Genomic DNA, 18590 nt, shown 5'->3' with positions numbered 1-18590 from the left:
CCCTCATGCCGACAGTCTGACAGCTCCGGCGCGAGCCCCGTCGCCCCCTCCCGAACCCACCGCCGCTCACGGCGCGAGGAGGCCGCCGCACTCCCGGCCGACCGGCTGCACCAGCCACCCGAAGGCACCCAGCCCCGCCGGGTCGGTCAGCTCGGCCGCCTCTCCGGCCTGGGCGAGGCGGCGCAGGTACGCCGTCGGGTCGGTGGTGGCCAGGGCGAGCGGCGGGCGGGAGCCGTCGACACCGAGAGCGTGCAGTGCGGCGCGCTGCGAGAGGACGATCGGCTCCGCGCCCGCCGTGGCCGCCGCCTCCTGACGTCCGGCGGTGCCCCCTCCCGCCTCCGACTCCGACCGGTGGACAGCGACGGCCTCCCGGTTCGCTGCCTTCCGGTTCGCGGCCTCCCTGTTCGCGGCCTCCCTGTTCGCGGCCTCCCGGTTCGCGGCCTTCCCGTTCGCTGCCTTCCGGTTCGCGGTCTCCCTGTTCGAGGCCTTCCCGTTCGTGGCTTCGGTCGGCTGCGCTGCCCGGGCCGGCTGCGTTGCCCCGGTGGCCTGGGGTGCTCCGGACACCTGCTCTGTGCCGGTGGCCTGCGCGGCGGCCCGGGCTCCCGCGCGGGCGCAGGCGTCCAGGGCCACGTGCGCGGTGATGTCGCAGGAGCCGTCGGGGACCGGTCGTACCTCGCGGCCCTCGCGGAACCCGGTCAGTGTGCCGAAGGGGGGTCGGGACGCCCGGTCGTGGGAGTAGTCGACGGCGACGGCCAGACCGGCCCGGAGCGTGGACACCGCCCGGCACCAGGCCGCATCGCGCGGGCCGCCCGGCTCGGCCCGACGTCGCACCCCGGCATGAGCCGGAGCCTCCGCTTCCACGGCGCCCCTCCCCGCTTCCACGGCGCCCCTGTCCGCTTCCCCCTCGTCCCAGCCCGCTCCCTCTACCGCGGCGGCCGGTCCCTTCTCCGCGGCGGCTGCTGCGGCTGCTGCGTCCGGGCCTTCCTTCTTCCCGTCCGGCCCCGCCGCGTCCGGCCCCGTCGCGTTCGGCCCCGCCGCGTCCAGCCCCTCCGCGTTCGCCCCCTCTGCGTTCGTCCCCTCCGCGGCCGTCGCTTCTGCGTTCGTCCCCTCCGGGTCCGTTTCCTCCGGGCGTGCTGCCTCCGGGCGTGCTGCCTCCGGGCCTGTTGCCTCGTCTCCGTCCGCGAGCGGCCACCAGGTGGCGAGCCAGGTGGCGTCCTGGCCGGTCACGGGGGTGCCCAGTGACTCGTCACCCTCCGCTGTCACCAGGACATACCGGGGCACGCCCGCGCCGTCGACCTCGACGACGTCCACGGGAACGTTGTCCAGCCACTCGTTCGCGAACAGCAGCCCGGCCACCGAACCGGGCGCCGGCAGCTCCGCATGCCACGTCACCCGCGGGTCGAGGCCCGCAGGCCGCGGACCGCGTTCCACCGCGCAGGGGCGGAGTCGGCCGGCCAGCGGGCGGGAAGCCGAGGCCGCCCCGGTCGCGCCCGAGGCGTTGCCGGTCGCCGTGGTGCGCGCCGCCTCAGGCGCTTCGGCCGTAAACAGGGACGCCGCCTCCTGGTCGAGTACCGCCAGCACCCCGGTCAGCAGCTCCCCGCGGCCCGCACCCACGTCGACCAGTGCGAGAGCGGACGGGTGGCCCAGTGCCCGGTCGACCTGGTGCAGCAGGGCGGCCACGGCCCGGGCGTACAGCGGGGAGACGTGGACGGAGGTGCGGAAATGGCCCGCCGGCCCGGGTCCGTCCGCCCGGCGGTAGAAGCCGTCCGGGCCGTAGAGCGCCTCCTCGGTGGCCTCGCGCCAGCCGCGTGCCCCCCGTCCACCGGCGGTCCGGTGGGCCATCCGGTCGGCGGTCCGGTCGGCGGCCGGGGCGGCAGTCCGACCGAGGGGCCGGCCGGTGGCCCGGGTGGCGGTCCGGTCGGCGGTCCGGCCGAGATCCTGGCCGGTCGGGTTGTCGCCGTCCCCGGCACTGCTGGGGCCCTCGCCCCCCTCGCCGCGGTCCTCGCCGTTCTTCTCGGCCCGCCCGTCCCTCTCGCCCGTCACGCCGTCGTCTCTCCCACTCACCGGCCCACCACGAGCCGGACGTCCGCGTCCTGCCTGCCGGTCGCCCACCGTACGGGTCGCCTCGTCCACGAGCCGGACGTCCGCGCCCTGCCTTCCGGTCGCCCACCGTACGGGGCGCCTCGCTCCTGGCCGGCCTTCCGCCCGCTCTCCGGACGGCCGCCCGAGGTGCCGGGCCGGGCGGTGGCGGTGTCCCCCGGGGCAATCCGCCTCCACCCTGGGGAGTAGGGCGGGCGGTGAGGATCGGTCCCTTGGGCGACCCCTTGCGCACCTCCCGCTTTCTACGCTGGTGGAGTGCAGCGCCTCTACGACTTCCTCCGCGGTCACCCGACGGGGGTGGACACCTTCTGGGCCGTCCTCCTCCTGGGGTTCTCCAGCCTGTGGGTGATGCGGTCGGGGCTGGACCGGTCCGAGCGGCTGGCGGACCTGGTGTGTGTCCTGGCGTGGTGCACGGCGGTGGCGCTGCGGCGCCGGCGCCCCCGGGAGGTGCTGGTGCTGGCCGTCGTCGCCGGGCTGGGCCAGCTCGTCGCGGGCATCCCCACCAACGCCGCCGACTGCGCGCTGCTGGTTGTGATCTACACCGCCGCGTCGGGGACCGTCCGGTGGGCCTCGCGGTGCGCACTGGCGGTGGCCGTGGCCGGGCCGACCCTGGCGCTCGTCCGGTTCCGTCCCGACCAGCCCTACCTGACCTCGGCCCAGCTGGTCGTCAACACCGTGATGGTCACCTTGCCCTTCGTCCTGGCCTGGGTGCTGGGGGACTCCGTGCGGACCCGGCGCGCCTACTGGGCCCAGCTGGAGGAGCGCGCCGACCGGCTGGAGCGGGAGCGGGAGACCCGGGCGCGGATCGCGGTCACCGCCGAACGCGCCCGGATAGCCCGGGAGCTGCACGACGTGGTCGCGCACAACGTGTCCGTGATGGTGGTGCAGGCCGACGGGGCGGCGTACGTGATGGACAACTCGCCCGACCAGGCGCGCAAGGCCCTGGAGACGATCTCCGGGACGGGTCGGCAGGCGCTGGGGGAGATGCGGCGGCTGCTGGGAGTGCTGCGCGACGACGACCGGCCGGAGAACGGCGAGTACGTGCCGCAGCCGGGCATGGCGCAACTCACCGACCTCGTCGAACAGGTCCGGGCCACGGGGCTGCCGGTGGACTTCCGCGTCGAGGGCGAACCGCGCCCGCTGCCGAGCGGCCTGGAGCTGACGGCCTACCGCATCGTCCAGGAGGCGCTGACCAACACCCGCAAGCACGGGGGGCCGGAAGCCGGCGCCACCGTGCGCCTGACCTACGACGCGGACGACCTCTCCCTCCTGGTGGAGGACGACGGGCGCGGCACCGGGCGGGAGGTCTGCGTGGGCGGTGGCGCGGACGGGCTGGGGCAGGGCCTCATCGGCATGCGGGAACGCGTCGGCATGGTCGGGGGCAGCCTCGAAACCGGTCCCCGCCCGGGCGGCGGCTTCCGCATCCGGGTGTCGCTGCCCCTGGGCCCCAGGGAGTGACCTCCGGCCGGCCCCCGACCTCGTCCGCGACGAGACCCCGCCCCGGACCGGCGGCCCCGCACCAGCGGTGCCCGGCCCCCGACCCCGGCCCACGCCCCCACCCCGCCCCCGGCCCCCGGCCCCTCCCCTCGTCCTCACCCCTCACCTCGTCACCCCGAAGGCACAGATGCCCCTCCCCGCCCCCGCCCCCGAGCCCACCCCCGCCGCCCTTGCCCCCGGCCCGGCAGCCGGCTCACCCGACGACCCCGTCCGCATCCTGCTGGTGGACGACCAGGCGCTGCTGCGGGCCGGTTTCCGGATGGTGCTCGACGCCCAGCCCGACATGGAGGTGGTCGCCGAGGCGGCCGACGGTGCCCAGGCGCTGGAGGCACTGGCCAGGACCCGGGTCGACGTGGTGCTGATGGACGTACGCATGCCGGTCATGGACGGGGTGCAGGCGACCCGGGCGATCCGGGAGCGGGGCCCGTGGGCCGGAGGTAGGGCGCCCGCCGTGCTCATCCTGACCACCTTCGACCTGGACGAGTACGCCTTCTCCGCACTCCGGGCGGGAGCCGGCGGCTTCCTGCTCAAGGACGTGCCGCCGGAGGAACTGCTGGCCGCGGTCCGCGTGGTGCACCACGGTGAGGCCGTCGTCGCCCCCTCCACCACCCGCCGGCTGCTGGACCGCTTCGCCTCCGCGCTGCCGGCGCCACCGGCCGACGGGGCCGCCCGGGGGCGGCTGGCTGCCCTGACCGCGCGGGAACACGAGGTGCTGCTGCTGGTGGCACGCGGCCTGTCCAACGCGGAGATCGCCGCGCAGCTCTCCCTGTCGGACGCCACGGTCAAGACGCACGTCGGCCGCATCCTCGGCAAGCTCGGCCTGCGCGACAGGGTGCAGGCAGTCGTCCTCGCCTACGAGACGGGACTGGTCCGCGCCGGTCGCCCCCCGGTGACCTGACGACGTCCCCGGCCCCGACCCGGCCGTATCCGCCCGGGCGCCCCCGGCCCCGACCCGTCCCTCCACCGGCACGCCCCCGGGCGCCCTCCCGGCCACCCGCCCCGCCCGGCTCCCGCCCCCGGCGTACGCCCCCTTCCGTCCCCAGCGGGCCGAGGCCGGGGCGGCCGCTCGCGTAGCATGACGGGAAATCGTCCGGTACCCGTGTCCGGCGGCGAAGCCGACCGGCGCATCCAAAGGACTGGAACGGAAGGCCGTCGCCGCGTGAACACCACTCCCTCCCCCGACCCCCGTGACAGACCCGCCCGCCTCACCGTGGGCGTCGTCGGCGCAGGCCGGGTCGGCCCCACCCTCGCCGCCTCGCTGAAGCTCGCCGGCCACCGCCCCGTGGCAGTCTCCGGCGTCTCCGACGCCTCGGTGCGCCGCGCCGAGGAACTGCTGCCCGGCGTCCCCCTCGTGCCACCCGCCGAGGTGCTGGCCCGGGCCGAACTGGTGCTGCTGACCGTCCCCGACGACGCGCTGCCGGACCTGGTGAGCGGCCTGGCCCGCACCGGCGCGGTCCGGCCCGGCCAGCTCCTGGTGCACACCTCCGGCAGGTACGGCGCCGGCGTGCTGGACCCGGCCACCCGCGTCGGGGCGCTGCCGCTGGCGCTGCACCCGGTGATGACGTTCACCGGTGCCCCCGTGGACGTGCAGCGGCTGGCGGGCTGCTCGTTCGGAGTGACCGCCCCCGAGGAACTGCGGCTGGCGGCCGAGGCCCTGGTGGTGGAGATGGGCGGTGAACCCGAGTGGGTCGCCGAGTCGGCCCGCCCGCTCTACCACGCAGCACTGGCCATGGGCGCGAACCACCTGGTGACCCTCGTGGCGCAGGCCCAGGAGGTGCTGGCACGCTCCGGCGTCGCCGCCCCCGACCGCATGCTGGGGCCCCTGCTCGGCGCCGCCCTGGACAACGCGCTGCGCTCCGGCGACGCCGCGCTGACCGGCCCGGTGGCCCGCGGCGACGCCGGGACGGTGGCCGCCCACGTCCGCGAACTGCACCGCCACGCGCCGGGCGCGGTCAGCGGCTACCTCGCCATGGCCCGCACCACCGCCGACCGGGCACTGGCCCGCGGCACGCTCGGCGCCGACCAGGCCGAGAAGCTCCTCGACGTCCTGGCGGACGCGGCCCACGGCCCCGAGGGCCCCGGCACACCCGGCGACCCGAGCTCCGGAGGCGAGCGATGACCACCCGTCCCGATCCGCGCCCCGAGCACCACCCCACCCCCGCCGACCTCGCCGGAACCAGCTCCTCCGCCAGGCCCGCCGCCGGCGCCGCCGCACCCGCGGCCCCCCGAGCCGCCACCGGGCAACGCCGCGACACCGGCCCGCAGCCCACGGCCGACCGCCCCCACCTCGTGCGCACCGCCGCCGAGCTGCGCGCCCTGACCAGGGGCACCGGCCCGCGCGTCGCCGTGATGACGATGGGCGCCCTCCACGCGGGCCACGCCGAACTGGTGCGGGCCGCCCGGGAACGCGCCGGCACCGACGGCCAGGTCGTGGTGACCGTCTTCGTCAACCCGCTGCAGTTCGGGGCCGGCGAGGACCTGGACCGCTACCCGCGCACCCTCGACGCCGACCTCGCCGTCGCCGCGGCCGCCGGCGCCGACGTGGTCTTCGCACCCCCGGTCGAGGAGGTCTACCCCGGCGGTGAGCCCCAGGTCCGGATCAGCGCCGGCCCCATGGGCGAGGTCCTGGAGGGCGCCTCCCGACCCGGCCACTTCGACGGCATGCTCACCGTCGTCGCCAAGCTGCTGCACCTGTGCGCCCCCGACGTCGCCTGCTACGGCGAGAAGGACGCCCAGCAGCTGGCGCTCATCACCCGCATGGTGCGCGACCTCAACTTCCCCGTCGAGATCGTGGGCGTGCCCACCGTCCGCGAGGAGGACGGACTCGCTCTCTCCAGCCGCAACCGGTACCTGGACGCCGCGGAGCGCCGCACCGCCCTCACCCTCTCCAAGGCCCTCTTCGCCGCCGTGGACCGGCTCGCCGCCGAGGCGGCGCTCCGGACCAGGGCAGCCGCCGGAGCCGGCCCCGAGGCCGCCGCCGCCCGCGCCTCCGGGCTCGCCGCGCTCGGCGAGGACCGGGAGGCCGCCGACGCCCTCGCGCTCGCCCACGCCGTAACCTCGCCGCCCCGCACCGCGGCCGTCGCCCGGGCCGCCGCGCAGAGCGTGCTCGACGAGGCGGCCGGTCTGCGGCCGCCACTGGAACTGGACTACCTGGCCCTGGTGGACCCCCGCGACTTCACCGAGGTCGACGAGGACCACACCGGCGAGGCCGTGCTGGCCGTGGCCGCCCGGGTCGGCACCACCCGCCTCATCGACAACGTCCGCCTCTCCCTCGGAGCGCGAGCATGACCCACACCGGCATACGCCTGCACGCCCCCGCCCCCGGCTGGGCCCTGGAGGCCGACGTGGTCGTCGTCGGTTCGGGCGTGGCGGGGCTGACCGCCGCCCTGCGGTGCGCCGCAGCCGGCCGGCGCACCGTCGTGGTCACCAAGGCCCGCCTCGACGACGGCTCCACCCGCTGGGCGCAGGGCGGCATCGCCGCGGCGCTCGGCGAGGGCGACACCCCGGCACAGCACCTTCAGGACACCCTCGTCGCCGGGGCCGGGCTGTGCGACGAGAACGCCGTGGACACCCTCGTCACCGAGGGCCCGGACGCCGTGCGGCGGCTGATCGCTGCCGGTGCGCGGTTCGACGCCGCCGCGGACGGCGAGGGGCTGGCCCTCACCCGCGAGGGCGGCCACCACCGCCGCCGCATCGCCCACGCGGGCGGTGACGCGACCGGCGCCGAGATCTCCCGCGCGCTGGTGGCCGCCGTCCGCGAGACGGCCCTCACCACCATCGAGAACGCCCTCGTGCTGGACCTCCTCAAGGACGCCGGCGGGCAGACCGCGGGCGTGACCCTGCACGTGATGGGGGAGGGCGAGCACGACGGCGTCGGCGCGGTCCACGCCCCGGCCGTGGTCCTGGCCACCGGCGGCATGGGCCAGGTCTTCTCCGCCACCACCAACCCGGCGGTCTCCACCGGTGACGGCGTGGCGCTGGCGCTGCGGGCCGGCGCCGAGGTCTCCGACCTGGAGTTCGTCCAGTTCCACCCCACCGTCCTCTACCTGGGGCCGGGCGCCGAGGGACAGCAGCCGCTGGTCTCGGAGGCGGTGCGCGGGGAGGGCGCCCACCTCGTCGACGCCGACGGGGTGCGCTTCATGACCGGCCTGCACGAGCTGGCGGAACTCGCCCCCCGCGACGTCGTGGCCAAGGCCATCACCCGCCGCGCCCAGGAGCAGGGCACGACCCACATGTACCTGGACGGCCGCCACTTCGGCGCCGCGATGTGGGAGCACCGCTTCCCCACCATCCTCGCCGCCTGCCGGGCGCACGGCATCGACCCGGTGACCGAGCCGGTCCCGGTCGCCCCCGCCGCGCACTACGCCTCCGGCGGGGTGCGCACCGACCTGTGGGGCCGCACCACCGTGCCCGGCCTGTACGCCTGCGGCGAGGTCGCCTGCACCGGCGTCCACGGCGCCAACCGGCTCGCCTCCAACTCGCTGCTGGAAGGCCTGGTCTACGCCGAGCGGATCGCCGACCACGTCACCGGCCGCGCCCCGGCGCCCGCCCCGCCCCCGCCCGCCGCGGCGACCGGCCGTCCCGCCCCCCGCGACCTGCCGCTGGTGCCCGCCGCGGCGCGGTCCGAGATCCAGCAGGTCATGACGGCGGGGGCCGGCGTGCTGCGCAGCGCGGCGAGCCTGACCGGGGCGGCGGCACGACTGGCCGCCCTGGCCGAGGGCGCTCGGGCTGACGGTCGGGCTGCGGAGGGTGGGGCGAAGCCGGCCGTGCCCGGCGTCGAGTCCTGGGAGACCACCAACCTGCTGTGCGTCGCCCGGGTACTGGTCGACGCGGCCCTGCGGCGCCAGGAGACCCGGGGCTGCCACTGGCGCGAGGACCGGCCCGACCGGGACGACGCGCACTGGCGCCGGCACCTGCTGTACACCCTCGACGCCTGCGGACACCCGGCCGCCGAGGACACCTCCCCGCCCTCCGGCGACGGCCTGCCGCTGCGCGTCGCCGCCACGGTGGGCCCCGAGTTCACCTCGGGAACGACCGCGATCCCCGGCGGACCGCCGAACCGGCCACCGCGGCCCTGACGTCCCCCACCTCGGGCACACCCCACCGCACCCCCTCATTTCGCACCCCGATACGGAGCCGAACCCGTGAGCAGCACCCCCGAGACCCCCGAGTCCACGACCGCCCCGGCCGCCGCCGGACGCCCGATCGACCTCCCCCTCCTCCAGATCGGCGGGCCCTCGGCGGGCGGGGACGGCGGCGGCTGCGGTGACTCCTGCGGCTGCGGCTCGGACGACCCCTACGAGCTGGACCCCATGGAGTGCGGCCTGGACCCCGACCTCGCCGCCCTCCTGGTGGACGCCGGACTGGACCCGGTCCAGGTCGAGGACATCGCCCACATGGCCATCGAAGAGGACCTCGACCAGGGGGTGGACGTCACGACGGTGGCCACCGTCCCCGAGGAGGCGGTGGCCGTCGGCGACTTCACCGCCCGCGAGAACGGGGTCGTCGCGGGGCTGCGGATCGCGGAGGCCGTGCTCTCCGTGGTCTGCACCGCCGAGTTCGAGGTGGAGCGCCACGTGGAGGACGGCGACCTGGTCACCGCCGGGCAGCGGCTGCTGAGCGTCACCACCCGCACCCGTGACCTGCTGACCGCCGAGCGCAGCGCGCTGAACCTGCTGTGCCGGCTCTCCGGCATCGCCACCGCCACCCGCGCCTGGGCCGACGCCCTGTCCGGCACCAAGGCCCGGGTGCGCGACTCCCGCAAGACCACGCCGGGCCTGCGCGCGCTGGAGAAGTACGCGGTGCGGTGCGGCGGCGGCGTCAACCACCGCATGTCGCTCTCGGACGCGGCTCTGGTCAAGGACAACCACGTCGTCGCGGCCGGCGGCGTCGCCGAGGCGTTCCGGGCGGTGCGCGAGGAGTTCCCCGGCGTGCCGATCGAGGTCGAGGTCGACCGGCTGGACCAGATCCCGCCGCTGCTCGCCGAGTCCGTCGACCTGATCCTGCTGGACAACTTCACCCCCGAGCAGACCCGGGAGGCCGTCGAGCTCGTCGCGGGCCGGGCCACCCTGGAGTCCTCCGGCCGCCTGCGCCTGGACAACGCCGTGGCCTACGCCGAGACGGGCGTGGACTACCTCTCGGTGGGCGCCCTCACCCACTCCTCGCCCATCCTCGACATCGGCCTGGACCTGCGCGAGGAGGCGGCGTGACGCCCACCGGAACCCGCCGCCCCCCGCACGCCCTCCTCCCCGGGACCACCGCATGCTGCTGACCATCGACGTGGGCAACACCCACACCGTCCTCGGCCTGTTCGACGGCGACGAGATCGTCGAGCACTGGCGCATCTCCACCGACGCCCGGCGCACCGCGGACGAACTGGCCGTGCTGCTGCGCGGCCTGATGGGCATGCACCCGCTGCTCGGCGGGGACCTGGGTGAGGGCATCGAGGGCATCGCCATCTGCTCCACGGTCCCCGCGGTCCTCCACGAGCTGCGCGAGGTCACCCGCCGCTACTACGGGGACGTCCCGGCGGTCCTGGTGGAACCGGGGGTGCGCACCGGCGTGCCCGTCCTGATGGACAACCCCAAGGAGGTCGGCGCCGACCGCATCGTCAACTCGCTGGCCGCCGTCGAGCTGTACGGCGGGCCGGCCATCGTCGTCGACTTCGGCACGGCCACCACCTTCGACGCGGTCAGCGCCCGCGGCGAGTACGTGGGCGGCGTCATCGCCCCGGGCATCGAGATCTCCATGGAGGCGCTCGGCATGCGCGGTGCCCAGCTCCGCAAGATCGAGCTGGCGCGGCCCCGCGGCGTCATCGGCAAGAGCACCGTGGAGGCCATGCAGTCCGGGGTCCTCTACGGCTTCGCGGGCCAGGTGGACGGCGTGGTGCGGCGGATGGCGCGGGAGCTGACCCAGCGCCAGGACGACCCGCTGGCCGACGTCACCGTCATCGCCACCGGCGGCCTGGCGCCCATGGTCCTCGGCGAGGCCGAGGTGATCGACGAGCACGAGCCCTGGCTCACCCTCATCGGCCTGCGTCTGGTCTACGAACGGAACACGGCACGCCGCTGACCCGCTTTCCGCACCTTCCACCGGGCGCCAAATATCCCTCTTGGGCGATTTGGATGCTTATTATCGGCTCATGCCCACGCCCTACGGAAACCGAGGCGGCCTGGCCCTCAGCGCCGACGAGCTGCGGGTGGTGCGCCGCGCCCTGTCCCGGGTGCTGACGGGAACCCGGACCTGTGAGACGCCCACCGCGCTCCACCGGCCGCGGCCCGCCCGTGCCGGGGCGCGCGAGGTCAGGGAGTGCCTTGACCTGGCGGAGGCCCTGGACACCGCGGCGGACGAGGGGCGGCGGCTGCGCCGCTTCCAGCGGGCCGACCTCGACCGCCACCGCGCCGCACTGCCCGGCGCCGCGCTCGGCTACCTCGACCGCCTCCAGGAGGCTCTCGCGGCCGGTTACCTGCCGGTGGCCGCCGACCTGGTCGCACTGCGCACCCTCACGGCGTCCGATCCCGCGGGGGGCGCGGGGACGACGGGGCCGGAAGGGGCGAGGGGCGCGGGGCCGGCCGGGTTCGAGCGTCGGCGATCGGCGTTGCTCCGCCGCTGTGAGGCCGTCGCCGAGCGGTCGGTCCGGGTGCGCCTGCGGGCTGTGCCCGGCGGCCGGGGCGGAGCCGTGGCGGCCGACGGGCCGGAGCGCGACCCCCGCCCCTCCCCGCCGCCTGCTCCCGCGCCCCGCCCGGAGCCGGGCACGGACCCCGGGACCGGGGACCGGCCGCAGCCGCCGCGCCGCCCGACGCGTCCGGTGCCCACACCGGGCGAGGTCTTCCCGCCACGCCGGAAGCCCGCCGCGCCCCCCGGGACACGTCCGGCCTGACCCGCTGCGTAATCTGGAAGGGTCGCAACCCTAGGAGGGTCCTCGTCATGGACTACATCGCCGCGCTGGTGCCGCCCCTCGTGATGGCCATCGCCTTCACCGCGCTGATCAGGACCATCGTCAAGAGCCAGGGTGGCGCCAACAAGGCCAAGGAGGACGCGGCCGTCGACGCTGCCCTCGCCCAGGCCGAGGCCACCCAGCAGGCCAGGCCCCAGGGCGCCTGACCCCGCCGCGGACCACCCGGCCCGCACCTCCTTCTCCGGCCCGGCCCGCCGGGCGCCCCTGCGGCGTCCCGGCGGGCCGGCGTGCTCCGGGAGGAGTCCCTCGTGGCCGTCCGCCGGGCGGGGCCGGCCGCTGCATGGGGAAGCGGGGGACGGGAGTATCAGCGGGGAACGGCGCCGCCTCACCATTCCCTTCCCCGGCGCCTCCCGATCGCCGCGACTGCCTTTTGTCCTAATTGCGGCAAATTGGCACAATCCACCACTTCGGCCACTAGAGTGCAGGTGTGCCGAGAAGACTGGGTGAGCTGGAAGACGCGGTGATGACGCGGATCTGGGAGTGGAACCGCCCCGTCACCGTCCGAGAAGTGCTCGAGGATCTCCGGAAGGAACGCTCGATCGCCTACACCACGGTCATGACCGTATTGGACAACCTCCACCAGAAAGGCTGGGTCCGGCGGGAGGCCGAGGGGCGGGCGTACAGATATGAGGCGGTCTCGACGCGGGCCGCCTATGCGGCCGCACTGATGAACGAATCCTGGTCGGCCAGTGACAACCCCGCTGCAGCTCTCGTGGCCTTCTTCGGCATGATGTCGCCCGAACAGCGCGAAGCGCTGCGCGAGGCCGTGCACATGCTGCGGATTGAGGAACCGGCGCCTTCCCCGGACGCCGGGCCGGCAGCCGGAAGCGAACAGGCCGAAGACCGCAGGGCGGCGACGGGGAACTCGGCCGGGGACCACGCGCCCGCGCAGGGGGGTTACGGGACGGGCGGGAGCGAGGGTTACGGCGGCGCGGCGGAAGCCCCCGACGAGCGAGTACCGGATTCGGCGGAATCGGCGGAGGGTGAAAACGCGGCGGCCCCGGGCGGGGCGGAGCCCCACCGCTCCGCCCCGGAGTCGGAGCGATAGCGTCGCCCTATGCCGAGCTCTCCGTCTGCCGACTCCCCAGCCCCCTCCACCTCCCCCACTACGGGCGGTGTGACCGTCCGCAGGGCGAGGACGACGGACGTCCGCACGGTGCGCCGGCTCATCGACTCCTATGCGCGTGACGGCATCCTCCTCGACAAAGCGATGGTCACGCTTTACGAGGACATCCAGGAGTTCTGGGTCGCGGAACGGGCCGGGGGCGCCGACGCGGGCGCCGTGGTCGGGTGCGGTGCGCTGCACGTGATGTGGGAGGACCTCGCGGAGGTCCGCACCCTGGCCGTCGACCCGGCCGCCCGGGGCATGGGAGTGGGGCACGCACTGCTCGACCGGCTGCTCTCCACCGCCGGAGACCTCGGGGTGCGACGGGTTTTCTGCCTCACCTTCGAAGTCGACTTCTTCACCCGCCACGGCTTCGTGGAGATCGGTGAGACGCCCGTCGACGGCGACGTGTACACCGAACTCCTGCGCTCCTATGACGAGGGCGTCGCCGAGTTCCTCGGTCTCGAACGAGTGAAGCCCAACACCCTGGGCAACAGTCGCATGCTTCTGCACCTGTGACCAACAGCGCTCTATGTCCGAATCGCTCCCCTATCGTGCCCTCGCTCCCCTCGCGCGTTCCCTGCTTCGAGCCTAACCGAACCCGGCCTGGGGTTTGTGTTTTTCGCAGAAAAGGGGTTTCCTTTCCGTCGTAATCCACATTCGATGAAAGGGTTTCCGGTGGCACAGAAGGTTCAGGTTCTTCTTGTCGACGACCTCGAGGGTGGCGAGGCCGACGAGACCGTGACGTTCGCGTTGGACGGCAAGACCTACGAGATCGACCTCAACACCGCCAACGCAGAGAAGTTGCGGGAGTCTCTCGCCGACTTCGTGAAGGCGGGACGGCGTACCGGGGGCCGGTCCACGGCCGGTCGCGGCAGCGGGAAGTCCCGCGCCTCTTCCGGTGGTAACCCCGACACCGCCAAGATCCGCGCTTGGGCCAAGAAGAACGGCTACAACGTCAACGACCGCGGTCGCGTTCCCGCCGACATCAAAGAGGCGTTCGAGAAGGCCAACGCCTGACCGGTCTCGGCCCGCCCAGGCGGCACATTACGACAGCGCGCCAACCAGGCCCGGTGGCATTCCGTCGCCGCCGCGCCCACCAGCCGCACGAGTCCGGCGTGCCCGGGCGGCCCCATGAGCGGGGTCGGCCCGCCGTCCGCCCGCCGGCCCCCGGCGGGCGCGGTACCCACCGGACCTCCCTGCCCGGGAGGCCGTACCCATCGGGCGGCCTCCCCGGTGCCACCACCGGCCGGCCGGCCCCGGCCCTCGCAGCCCGCCACCCCCGCGCCGGCCACCGCTTCCCCGGCCCCGGCGGGCACGGACAGCGACCGGGCCGGCAGCCACTCGGGGGCCGGCATGCGCTCGCCCGCTCCGAGCGCCGCCAGCTCCAGGGGCACGTCCCCCCACTCCAGCCACTGCAACAGCCCGGGCAGCTCCTCTGCGCTCCCCGGGGCGACCAGGGCCAGCAGACGCGGTCCTGCCCGGCCGCCCGTCGCCAGCGCCACGGGGCCGGACACCAGGCCGCGGCCGAGCAGCGCCGCCCCCGCGTCCGCGGGGAGGCTGAGCACGTCGAAGCAGAGCCCGGTGAGGAGCTCCAGCGGCTCCGTGCCCGAGGTGGCCCAGCCCAGCCCGTCCTCGTAGCGGCGGCGCCGGTCGTCCACCCGGTCGGCGGCGGTGGCCCCGGACGGGGCGGACGGGGAAGAGGCCATGCCCGGGCAACGCGGACCGGTGCCGCGGCGTCACGGCCACCGCGGCGCCCGGCCCGGAGCGTGGAGACTGCCCGGGCGGTCGGGGCGGACAACTGCTCGGGCGGTACGGGAGAGCGTGACCCGGACGGGCCGGGCCCGGAAACGGGGTCCACGGGAAGGGCCCGGTGTTCGCCCTCGGCGCACGCAAGCAGCCGGCCGGGGCGCAAGGGTGTTCGCCCGTAGCGGATGTGGTGGGGGTATGCCGCATGGAGTGCGGGGCGGGGCGGGTACAACATCCCCAGGGAGACGTCGGCGGCGGACAGGAAGCCGGGCACACACCGCGCAGGGTGCGTGCGGCGCGTCACGACAGCGCGACGAGCAGGACGGAAGTGCACCGCACCACCATCGGTGACCCCTTTCGGTGGCGGCGGTGCGAGCGGCGCGGAGACGGCGTCGCGGGGCGGGGCGGGGCGGCTCGGACCGGGCCGGTCACGCGGGGCCGGGGCACCACGGACCTGGCAGACGTTCGCCACGGGCGTAGCGGTGGTGGGCGTATATGCCTGGCCTGCGGGAACATCGTCTCGCACCATCTGGTTGGAGCAGGTGTCGGCTGACCGGGGCGGGAATCCCCTGTCGCAGTGGAGGGACGGGTCCCGGGTGTCGGCAGTTGGAATGAGCGGTCCCCGCTTGCGGGACTAAGCTGCGGAAGGACAGAGAGGGGACCGACCCCTTACTGCCTGACCGCTCTGAGGAGCGATACACGATGTTCGAGAGGTTCACCGACCGCGCGCGGCGGGTTGTCGTCCTGGCTCAGGAAGAAGCCCGGATGCTCAACCACAACTACATCGGCACCGAGCACATCCTCCTGGGCCTGATCCACGAGGGTGAGGGTGTCGCCGCTAAGGCCCTGGAGAGCCTCGGGATTTCGCTCGAGGCGGTCCGCCAGCAGGTGGAGGAGATCATCGGCCAGGGCCAGCAGGCCCCGTCCGGCCACATCCCCTTCACGCCCCGAGCCAAGAAGGTCCTGGAGCTGTCGCTCCGCGAGGCCCTGCAGCTCGGTCACAACTACATCGGCACGGAGCACATCCTGCTCGGCCTGATCCGCGAGGGCGAGGGCGTCGCCGCCCAGGTCCTGGTGAAGCTGGGCGCCGACCTGAACCGGGTCCGGCAGCAGGTCATCCAGCTGCTGTCCGGCTACTCGCAGGGCAAGGAGGCCGCCACCGCCGGTGGTCCCGCCGAGGGCACTCCCTCGACCTCCCTCGTCCTGGACCAGTTCGGCCGCAACCTCACGCAGGCCGCCCGCGAATCCAAGCTCGACCCGGTCATCGGGCGCGAGAAGGAGATCGAGCGGGTCATGCAGGTGCTCTCCCGCCGCACCAAGAACAACCCGGTCCTCATCGGTGAACCCGGCGTCGGCAAGACGGCGGTCGTCGAGGGACTGGCGCAGGCCATCGTCAAGGGCGAGGTGCCCGAGACCCTCAAGGACAAGCACCTCTACACCCTGGACCTCGGCGCGCTGGTCGCCGGCTCCCGCTACCGCGGTGACTTCGAGGAGCGCCTGAAGAAGGTGCTCAAGGAGATCCGCACCCGCGGCGACATCATCCTGTTCATCGACGAGCTGCACACCCTGGTGGGTGCGGGTGCCGCCGAGGGCGCGATCGACGCCGCCAGCATCCTCAAGCCGATGCTGGCCCGCGGTGAACTGCAGACCATCGGTGCCACGACGCTCGACGAGTACCGCAAGCACCTGGAGAAGGACGCCGCGCTGGAGCGCCGCTTCCAGCCGATCCAGGTCGCCGAGCCCTCGCTGCCGCACACCATCGAGATCCTCAAGGGCCTGCGGGACCGCTACGAGGCGCACCACCGCGTCTCGATCACGGACTCCGCCCTGGTCGCGGCGGCCACCCTCGCCGACCGCTACATCTCCGACCGCTTCCTGCCGGACAAGGCGATCGACCTCATCGACGAGGCGGGCTCCCGGATGCGCATCCGCCGGATGACCGCGCCGCCGGACCTGCGCGAGTACGACGAGAAGATCGCCGACGTCCGCCGCGAGAAGGAGTCCGCGATCGACTCGCAGGACTTCGAGATGGCCGCCGGTCTGCGCGACAAGGAGAAGCAGCTCCTCGCCGCCAAGACCAAGCGGGAGAAGGAGTGGAAGGCCGGCGACATGGACGTCGTCGCCGAGGTGGACGAGGAGCTGATCGCGGAGGTCCTGGCCACGGCCACCGGCATCCCGGTCTTCAAGCTCACCGAGGAGGAGTCCTCGCGTCTGCTGCGCATGGAGGACGAGCTGCACAAGCGCGTCATCGGCCAGCGCGACGCGATCAAGGCGCTCTCCCAGGCGATCCGCCGTACCCGCGCCGGCCTGAAGGACCCCAAGCGTCCCGGTGGCTCGTTCATCTTCGCCGGCCCCTCGGGTGTCGGTAAGACCGAGCTCTCCAAGACGCTGGCGGAGTTCCTCTTCGGCGACGAGGACGCGCTGATCTCCCTCGACATGTCGGAGTTCAGCGAGAAGCACACCGTCTCGCGGCTCTTCGGCTCGCCCCCCGGCTACGTCGGCTACGAGGAGGGCGGCCAGCTCACCGAGAAGGTGCGCCGCAAGCCGTTCTCGGTCGTCCTGTTCGACGAGGTCGAGAAGGCCCACCCGGACATCTTCAACTCCCTGTTGCAGATCCTGGAGGACGGTCGTCTGACCGACTCCCAGGGCCGGGTCGTGGACTTCAAGAACACGGTCATCATCATGACCACCAACCTCGGCACCCGGGACATCTCCAAGGGCTTCAACATGGGCTTCGCGGCCACCGGTGACGTCCGGACCGGCTACGAGCGCATGAAGGCCAAGGTCAACGACGAGCTGAAGCAGCACTTCCGCCCCGAGTTCCTCAACCGTGTCGACGACACCGTCGTCTTCCACCAGCTGTCCCAGGACGACATCATCCAGATCGTCGACCTGATGATCGCCAAGGTCGACGAGCGCCTCAAGGACCGTGACATGGGCATCGAGCTCTCCACGGAGGCCAAGAAGCTGCTCGCCAAGCACGGCTACGACCCGGTGCTGGGTGCCCGACCGCTGCGTCGCACCATCCAGCGCGAGATCGAGGACGCGCTCTCGGAGAAGATCCTCTTCAACGAGCTGCGCCCCGGCCACATCGTGGTCGTCGACATTGAGGGTGACGGCGAGGAGGCCAAGTTCTCCTTCCGTGGCGAGGAGAAGTCCCCGCTGCCCGACACCCCGCCGGTGGAGTCCTCGGCGGCTGGTGGCTCCGGCCCCAACCTGAGCAAGGACTGACCGCAGTCGCACACCCCCGCCGGGCGGCCCCCGTGGCCGCCCGGCGGACGTGTGTCCGGACCACCTTCGAGCGGTCCGGCCCCGTGACTCAGGCAGAGTCGGTGCGCGACGCTCCCGGGGCCTCCCCGCCAAGCTCCGTCCCGCCGGTCGCCGCGCGGGCCATGGCGGTGAGGGTCGCCCGCATGTTGGCCCGCAGCGTCGCCAGGCGCTTCTCCAGGGCACCGGGATCCCGGAGAGCCGCGTCCCGCGCCCCGCTCATTCCCGGGCCGTGCACGAAGGTCTGCCGGATCAGGGTGTGGCCGGCCTCCGCCGCCGGGCACAGCTCGTACCGCCAGGTCGACTGCGGCCGCTCCGCCGGGCCCGCCCCGTCCAGCACCTGCCAGGCGAACACCGACGGCCGCTCCACCTCCGTGACCACGCAGAGCACGCGGCTCCCGAAGCCGTCCGCGTAGCTGTTGCGGCCCTCGAAGCGCGCCCCGGCCCGGGGGCCCGGGGCCTGCGGGTCGCACCAGGCGCCGAAGGTGCACTCCGGGCTCCACTCGCCGTAGCGCGTCACGTCGGTCACCAGCCCCCAGAGCCGCTCGGGTGGCAGCGGCAGGGTGAGGACCACCTCGGCGGTGGCCCCGGTCACCAGGTCGGACGGTGCGGTCATCGCGTTCCCCCAGGCAGGTGTGCGCAGCAGCCCCGACCGCCGGGAGGCCGGGGCCGGTGGTGACCGGCAGGTTACCGGGCCGGGCCGGGGGCGTGAGGGGTTCGGCCTCTTCCGCGGGAAAAACCCGGAGCCGTCTGTTCGCCCGCAGTGCGCCGGATCACTTTCCCGGACGCATTCCAGTTGCGTCTCCCCGGCGCAACCGGTCGGTACTCGGGGGGCTCCCCGCGGAAAAGGAGGCGGGGGCGATGTGCCTTTCCCGGTGACGTGTGGCACAGCCTCGCGCCGCCTTACTATGCACC

The 18590-nt window shown here is 74.3% G+C and carries 15 protein-coding genes and 3 pseudogenes; 13 read left to right on the top strand and 5 right to left on the bottom strand.

Going from position 1 to position 18590, the window contains the following annotated elements:
• Positions 1 to 66: 66 nt before the first annotated feature.
• The 3 pseudogenes from ACFV3R_RS00190 to ACFV3R_RS00180 all read right to left on the bottom strand — a co-directional run.
• Positions 67 to 276: pseudogene (locus ACFV3R_RS00190) on the bottom strand (hypothetical protein); the annotation flags it as partial.
• Positions 277 to 594: 318 nt separating this feature from the next.
• Positions 595 to 822 (bottom strand): annotated as a pseudogene (locus ACFV3R_RS00185) (SAM-dependent methyltransferase); the annotation flags it as partial.
• 357 nt (positions 823 to 1179) lie between these two features.
• Positions 1180 to 1842 (bottom strand): annotated as a pseudogene (locus tag ACFV3R_RS00180) (SAM-dependent methyltransferase); the annotation flags it as partial.
• A gap of 513 nt (positions 1843 to 2355) precedes the next feature.
• Here ACFV3R_RS00180 and ACFV3R_RS00175 point away from each other — a divergent pair.
• From ACFV3R_RS00175 to ACFV3R_RS00120, 12 genes are all read left to right on the top strand, one after another.
• Positions 2356 to 3558, top strand: a complete 1203-nt coding sequence (locus tag ACFV3R_RS00175) for a histidine kinase (RefSeq protein WP_385572893.1) — start codon at positions 2356 to 2358, stop codon at positions 3556 to 3558.
• A 166-nt stretch (positions 3559 to 3724) separates the two neighbouring features.
• Positions 3725 to 4495: a response regulator gene (locus ACFV3R_RS00170; protein WP_385572890.1), complete on the top strand. Its 771-nt coding sequence runs from the start codon at positions 3725 to 3727 to the stop codon at positions 4493 to 4495.
• Between the two features lie 261 nt (positions 4496 to 4756).
• Positions 4757 to 5716 (top strand): Rossmann-like and DUF2520 domain-containing protein, encoded by a 960-nt coding sequence (locus tag ACFV3R_RS00165; RefSeq protein WP_385572888.1) that lies wholly within the window; start codon positions 4757 to 4759, stop codon positions 5714 to 5716.
• The gene (gene panC, locus ACFV3R_RS00160; RefSeq protein WP_385572886.1) at positions 5713 to 6885 is read left to right on the top strand and encodes a pantoate--beta-alanine ligase; all 1173 of its coding nucleotides are present in this window, start codon (positions 5713 to 5715) and stop codon (positions 6883 to 6885) included. The genes ACFV3R_RS00165 and panC overlap by 4 nt, the downstream gene beginning before the upstream one ends.
• Positions 6882 to 8675, top strand: coding sequence for an L-aspartate oxidase (locus tag ACFV3R_RS00155; protein ID WP_385572884.1), 1794 nt, complete (start codon positions 6882 to 6884; stop codon positions 8673 to 8675). Before panC ends, ACFV3R_RS00155 begins: the two co-directional genes overlap by 4 nt.
• Positions 8676 to 8801: 126 nt before the next feature.
• Complete coding sequence (gene nadC / locus ACFV3R_RS00150; RefSeq protein WP_385574173.1) at positions 8802 to 9806, top strand: carboxylating nicotinate-nucleotide diphosphorylase; 1005 nt, start codon at positions 8802 to 8804, stop codon at positions 9804 to 9806.
• 52 nt (positions 9807 to 9858) lie between these two features.
• Complete coding sequence (locus ACFV3R_RS00145; protein ID WP_385572882.1) at positions 9859 to 10668, top strand: type III pantothenate kinase; 810 nt, start codon at positions 9859 to 9861, stop codon at positions 10666 to 10668.
• Positions 10669 to 10738: 70 nt separating this feature from the next.
• Positions 10739 to 11476, top strand: coding sequence for a hypothetical protein (locus tag ACFV3R_RS00140; protein ID WP_385572880.1), 738 nt, complete (start codon positions 10739 to 10741; stop codon positions 11474 to 11476).
• A 47-nt stretch (positions 11477 to 11523) separates the two neighbouring features.
• The gene (locus tag ACFV3R_RS00135; RefSeq protein ID WP_385572878.1) at positions 11524 to 11700 is read left to right on the top strand and encodes a hypothetical protein; all 177 of its coding nucleotides are present in this window, start codon (positions 11524 to 11526) and stop codon (positions 11698 to 11700) included.
• Positions 11701 to 12017: 317 nt separating this feature from the next.
• On the top strand, positions 12018 to 12602 hold the full coding sequence (locus tag ACFV3R_RS00130) for a BlaI/MecI/CopY family transcriptional regulator (protein ID WP_385574168.1): 585 nt from the start codon (positions 12018 to 12020) through the stop codon (positions 12600 to 12602).
• Positions 12603 to 12611: 9 nt separating this feature from the next.
• On the top strand, positions 12612 to 13178 hold the full coding sequence (locus ACFV3R_RS00125) for an amino-acid N-acetyltransferase (RefSeq protein WP_385572876.1): 567 nt from the start codon (positions 12612 to 12614) through the stop codon (positions 13176 to 13178).
• 159 nt (positions 13179 to 13337) lie between these two features.
• Positions 13338 to 13679: an Lsr2 family protein gene (locus ACFV3R_RS00120; RefSeq protein ID WP_385572874.1), complete on the top strand. Its 342-nt coding sequence runs from the start codon at positions 13338 to 13340 to the stop codon at positions 13677 to 13679.
• Here ACFV3R_RS00120 and ACFV3R_RS00115 read toward each other — a convergent pair.
• A complete protein-coding gene (locus ACFV3R_RS00115; protein WP_385572872.1) occupies positions 13610 to 14368 on the bottom strand; it encodes an SCO3374 family protein in 759 nt (252 codons plus the stop codon). The genes ACFV3R_RS00120 and ACFV3R_RS00115 overlap by 70 nt on opposite strands.
• 742 nt (positions 14369 to 15110) lie before the next feature.
• Between ACFV3R_RS00115 and ACFV3R_RS00110 the strand changes: the two genes are divergently transcribed.
• On the top strand, positions 15111 to 17639 hold the full coding sequence (locus ACFV3R_RS00110) for an ATP-dependent Clp protease ATP-binding subunit (RefSeq protein ID WP_385572871.1): 2529 nt from the start codon (positions 15111 to 15113) through the stop codon (positions 17637 to 17639).
• 88 nt (positions 17640 to 17727) lie between these two features.
• Here ACFV3R_RS00110 and ACFV3R_RS00105 read toward each other — a convergent pair whose 3' ends face one another.
• Positions 17728 to 18291: an SRPBCC family protein gene (locus tag ACFV3R_RS00105; RefSeq protein ID WP_385572869.1), complete on the bottom strand. Its 564-nt coding sequence runs from the start codon at positions 18289 to 18291 to the stop codon at positions 17728 to 17730.
• Positions 18292 to 18590 lie beyond the last annotated feature (299 nt).

The sequence above is a fragment of the Streptomyces sp. NPDC059740 genome (assembly GCF_042733155.1).
In the GTDB taxonomy this organism is placed as follows: Bacteria; Actinomycetota; Actinomycetes; order Streptomycetales; family Streptomycetaceae; genus Streptomyces.
Note: the sequence above shows the minus strand (reverse complement) of the source record. Positions and strands in the feature narration are given on the sequence as shown.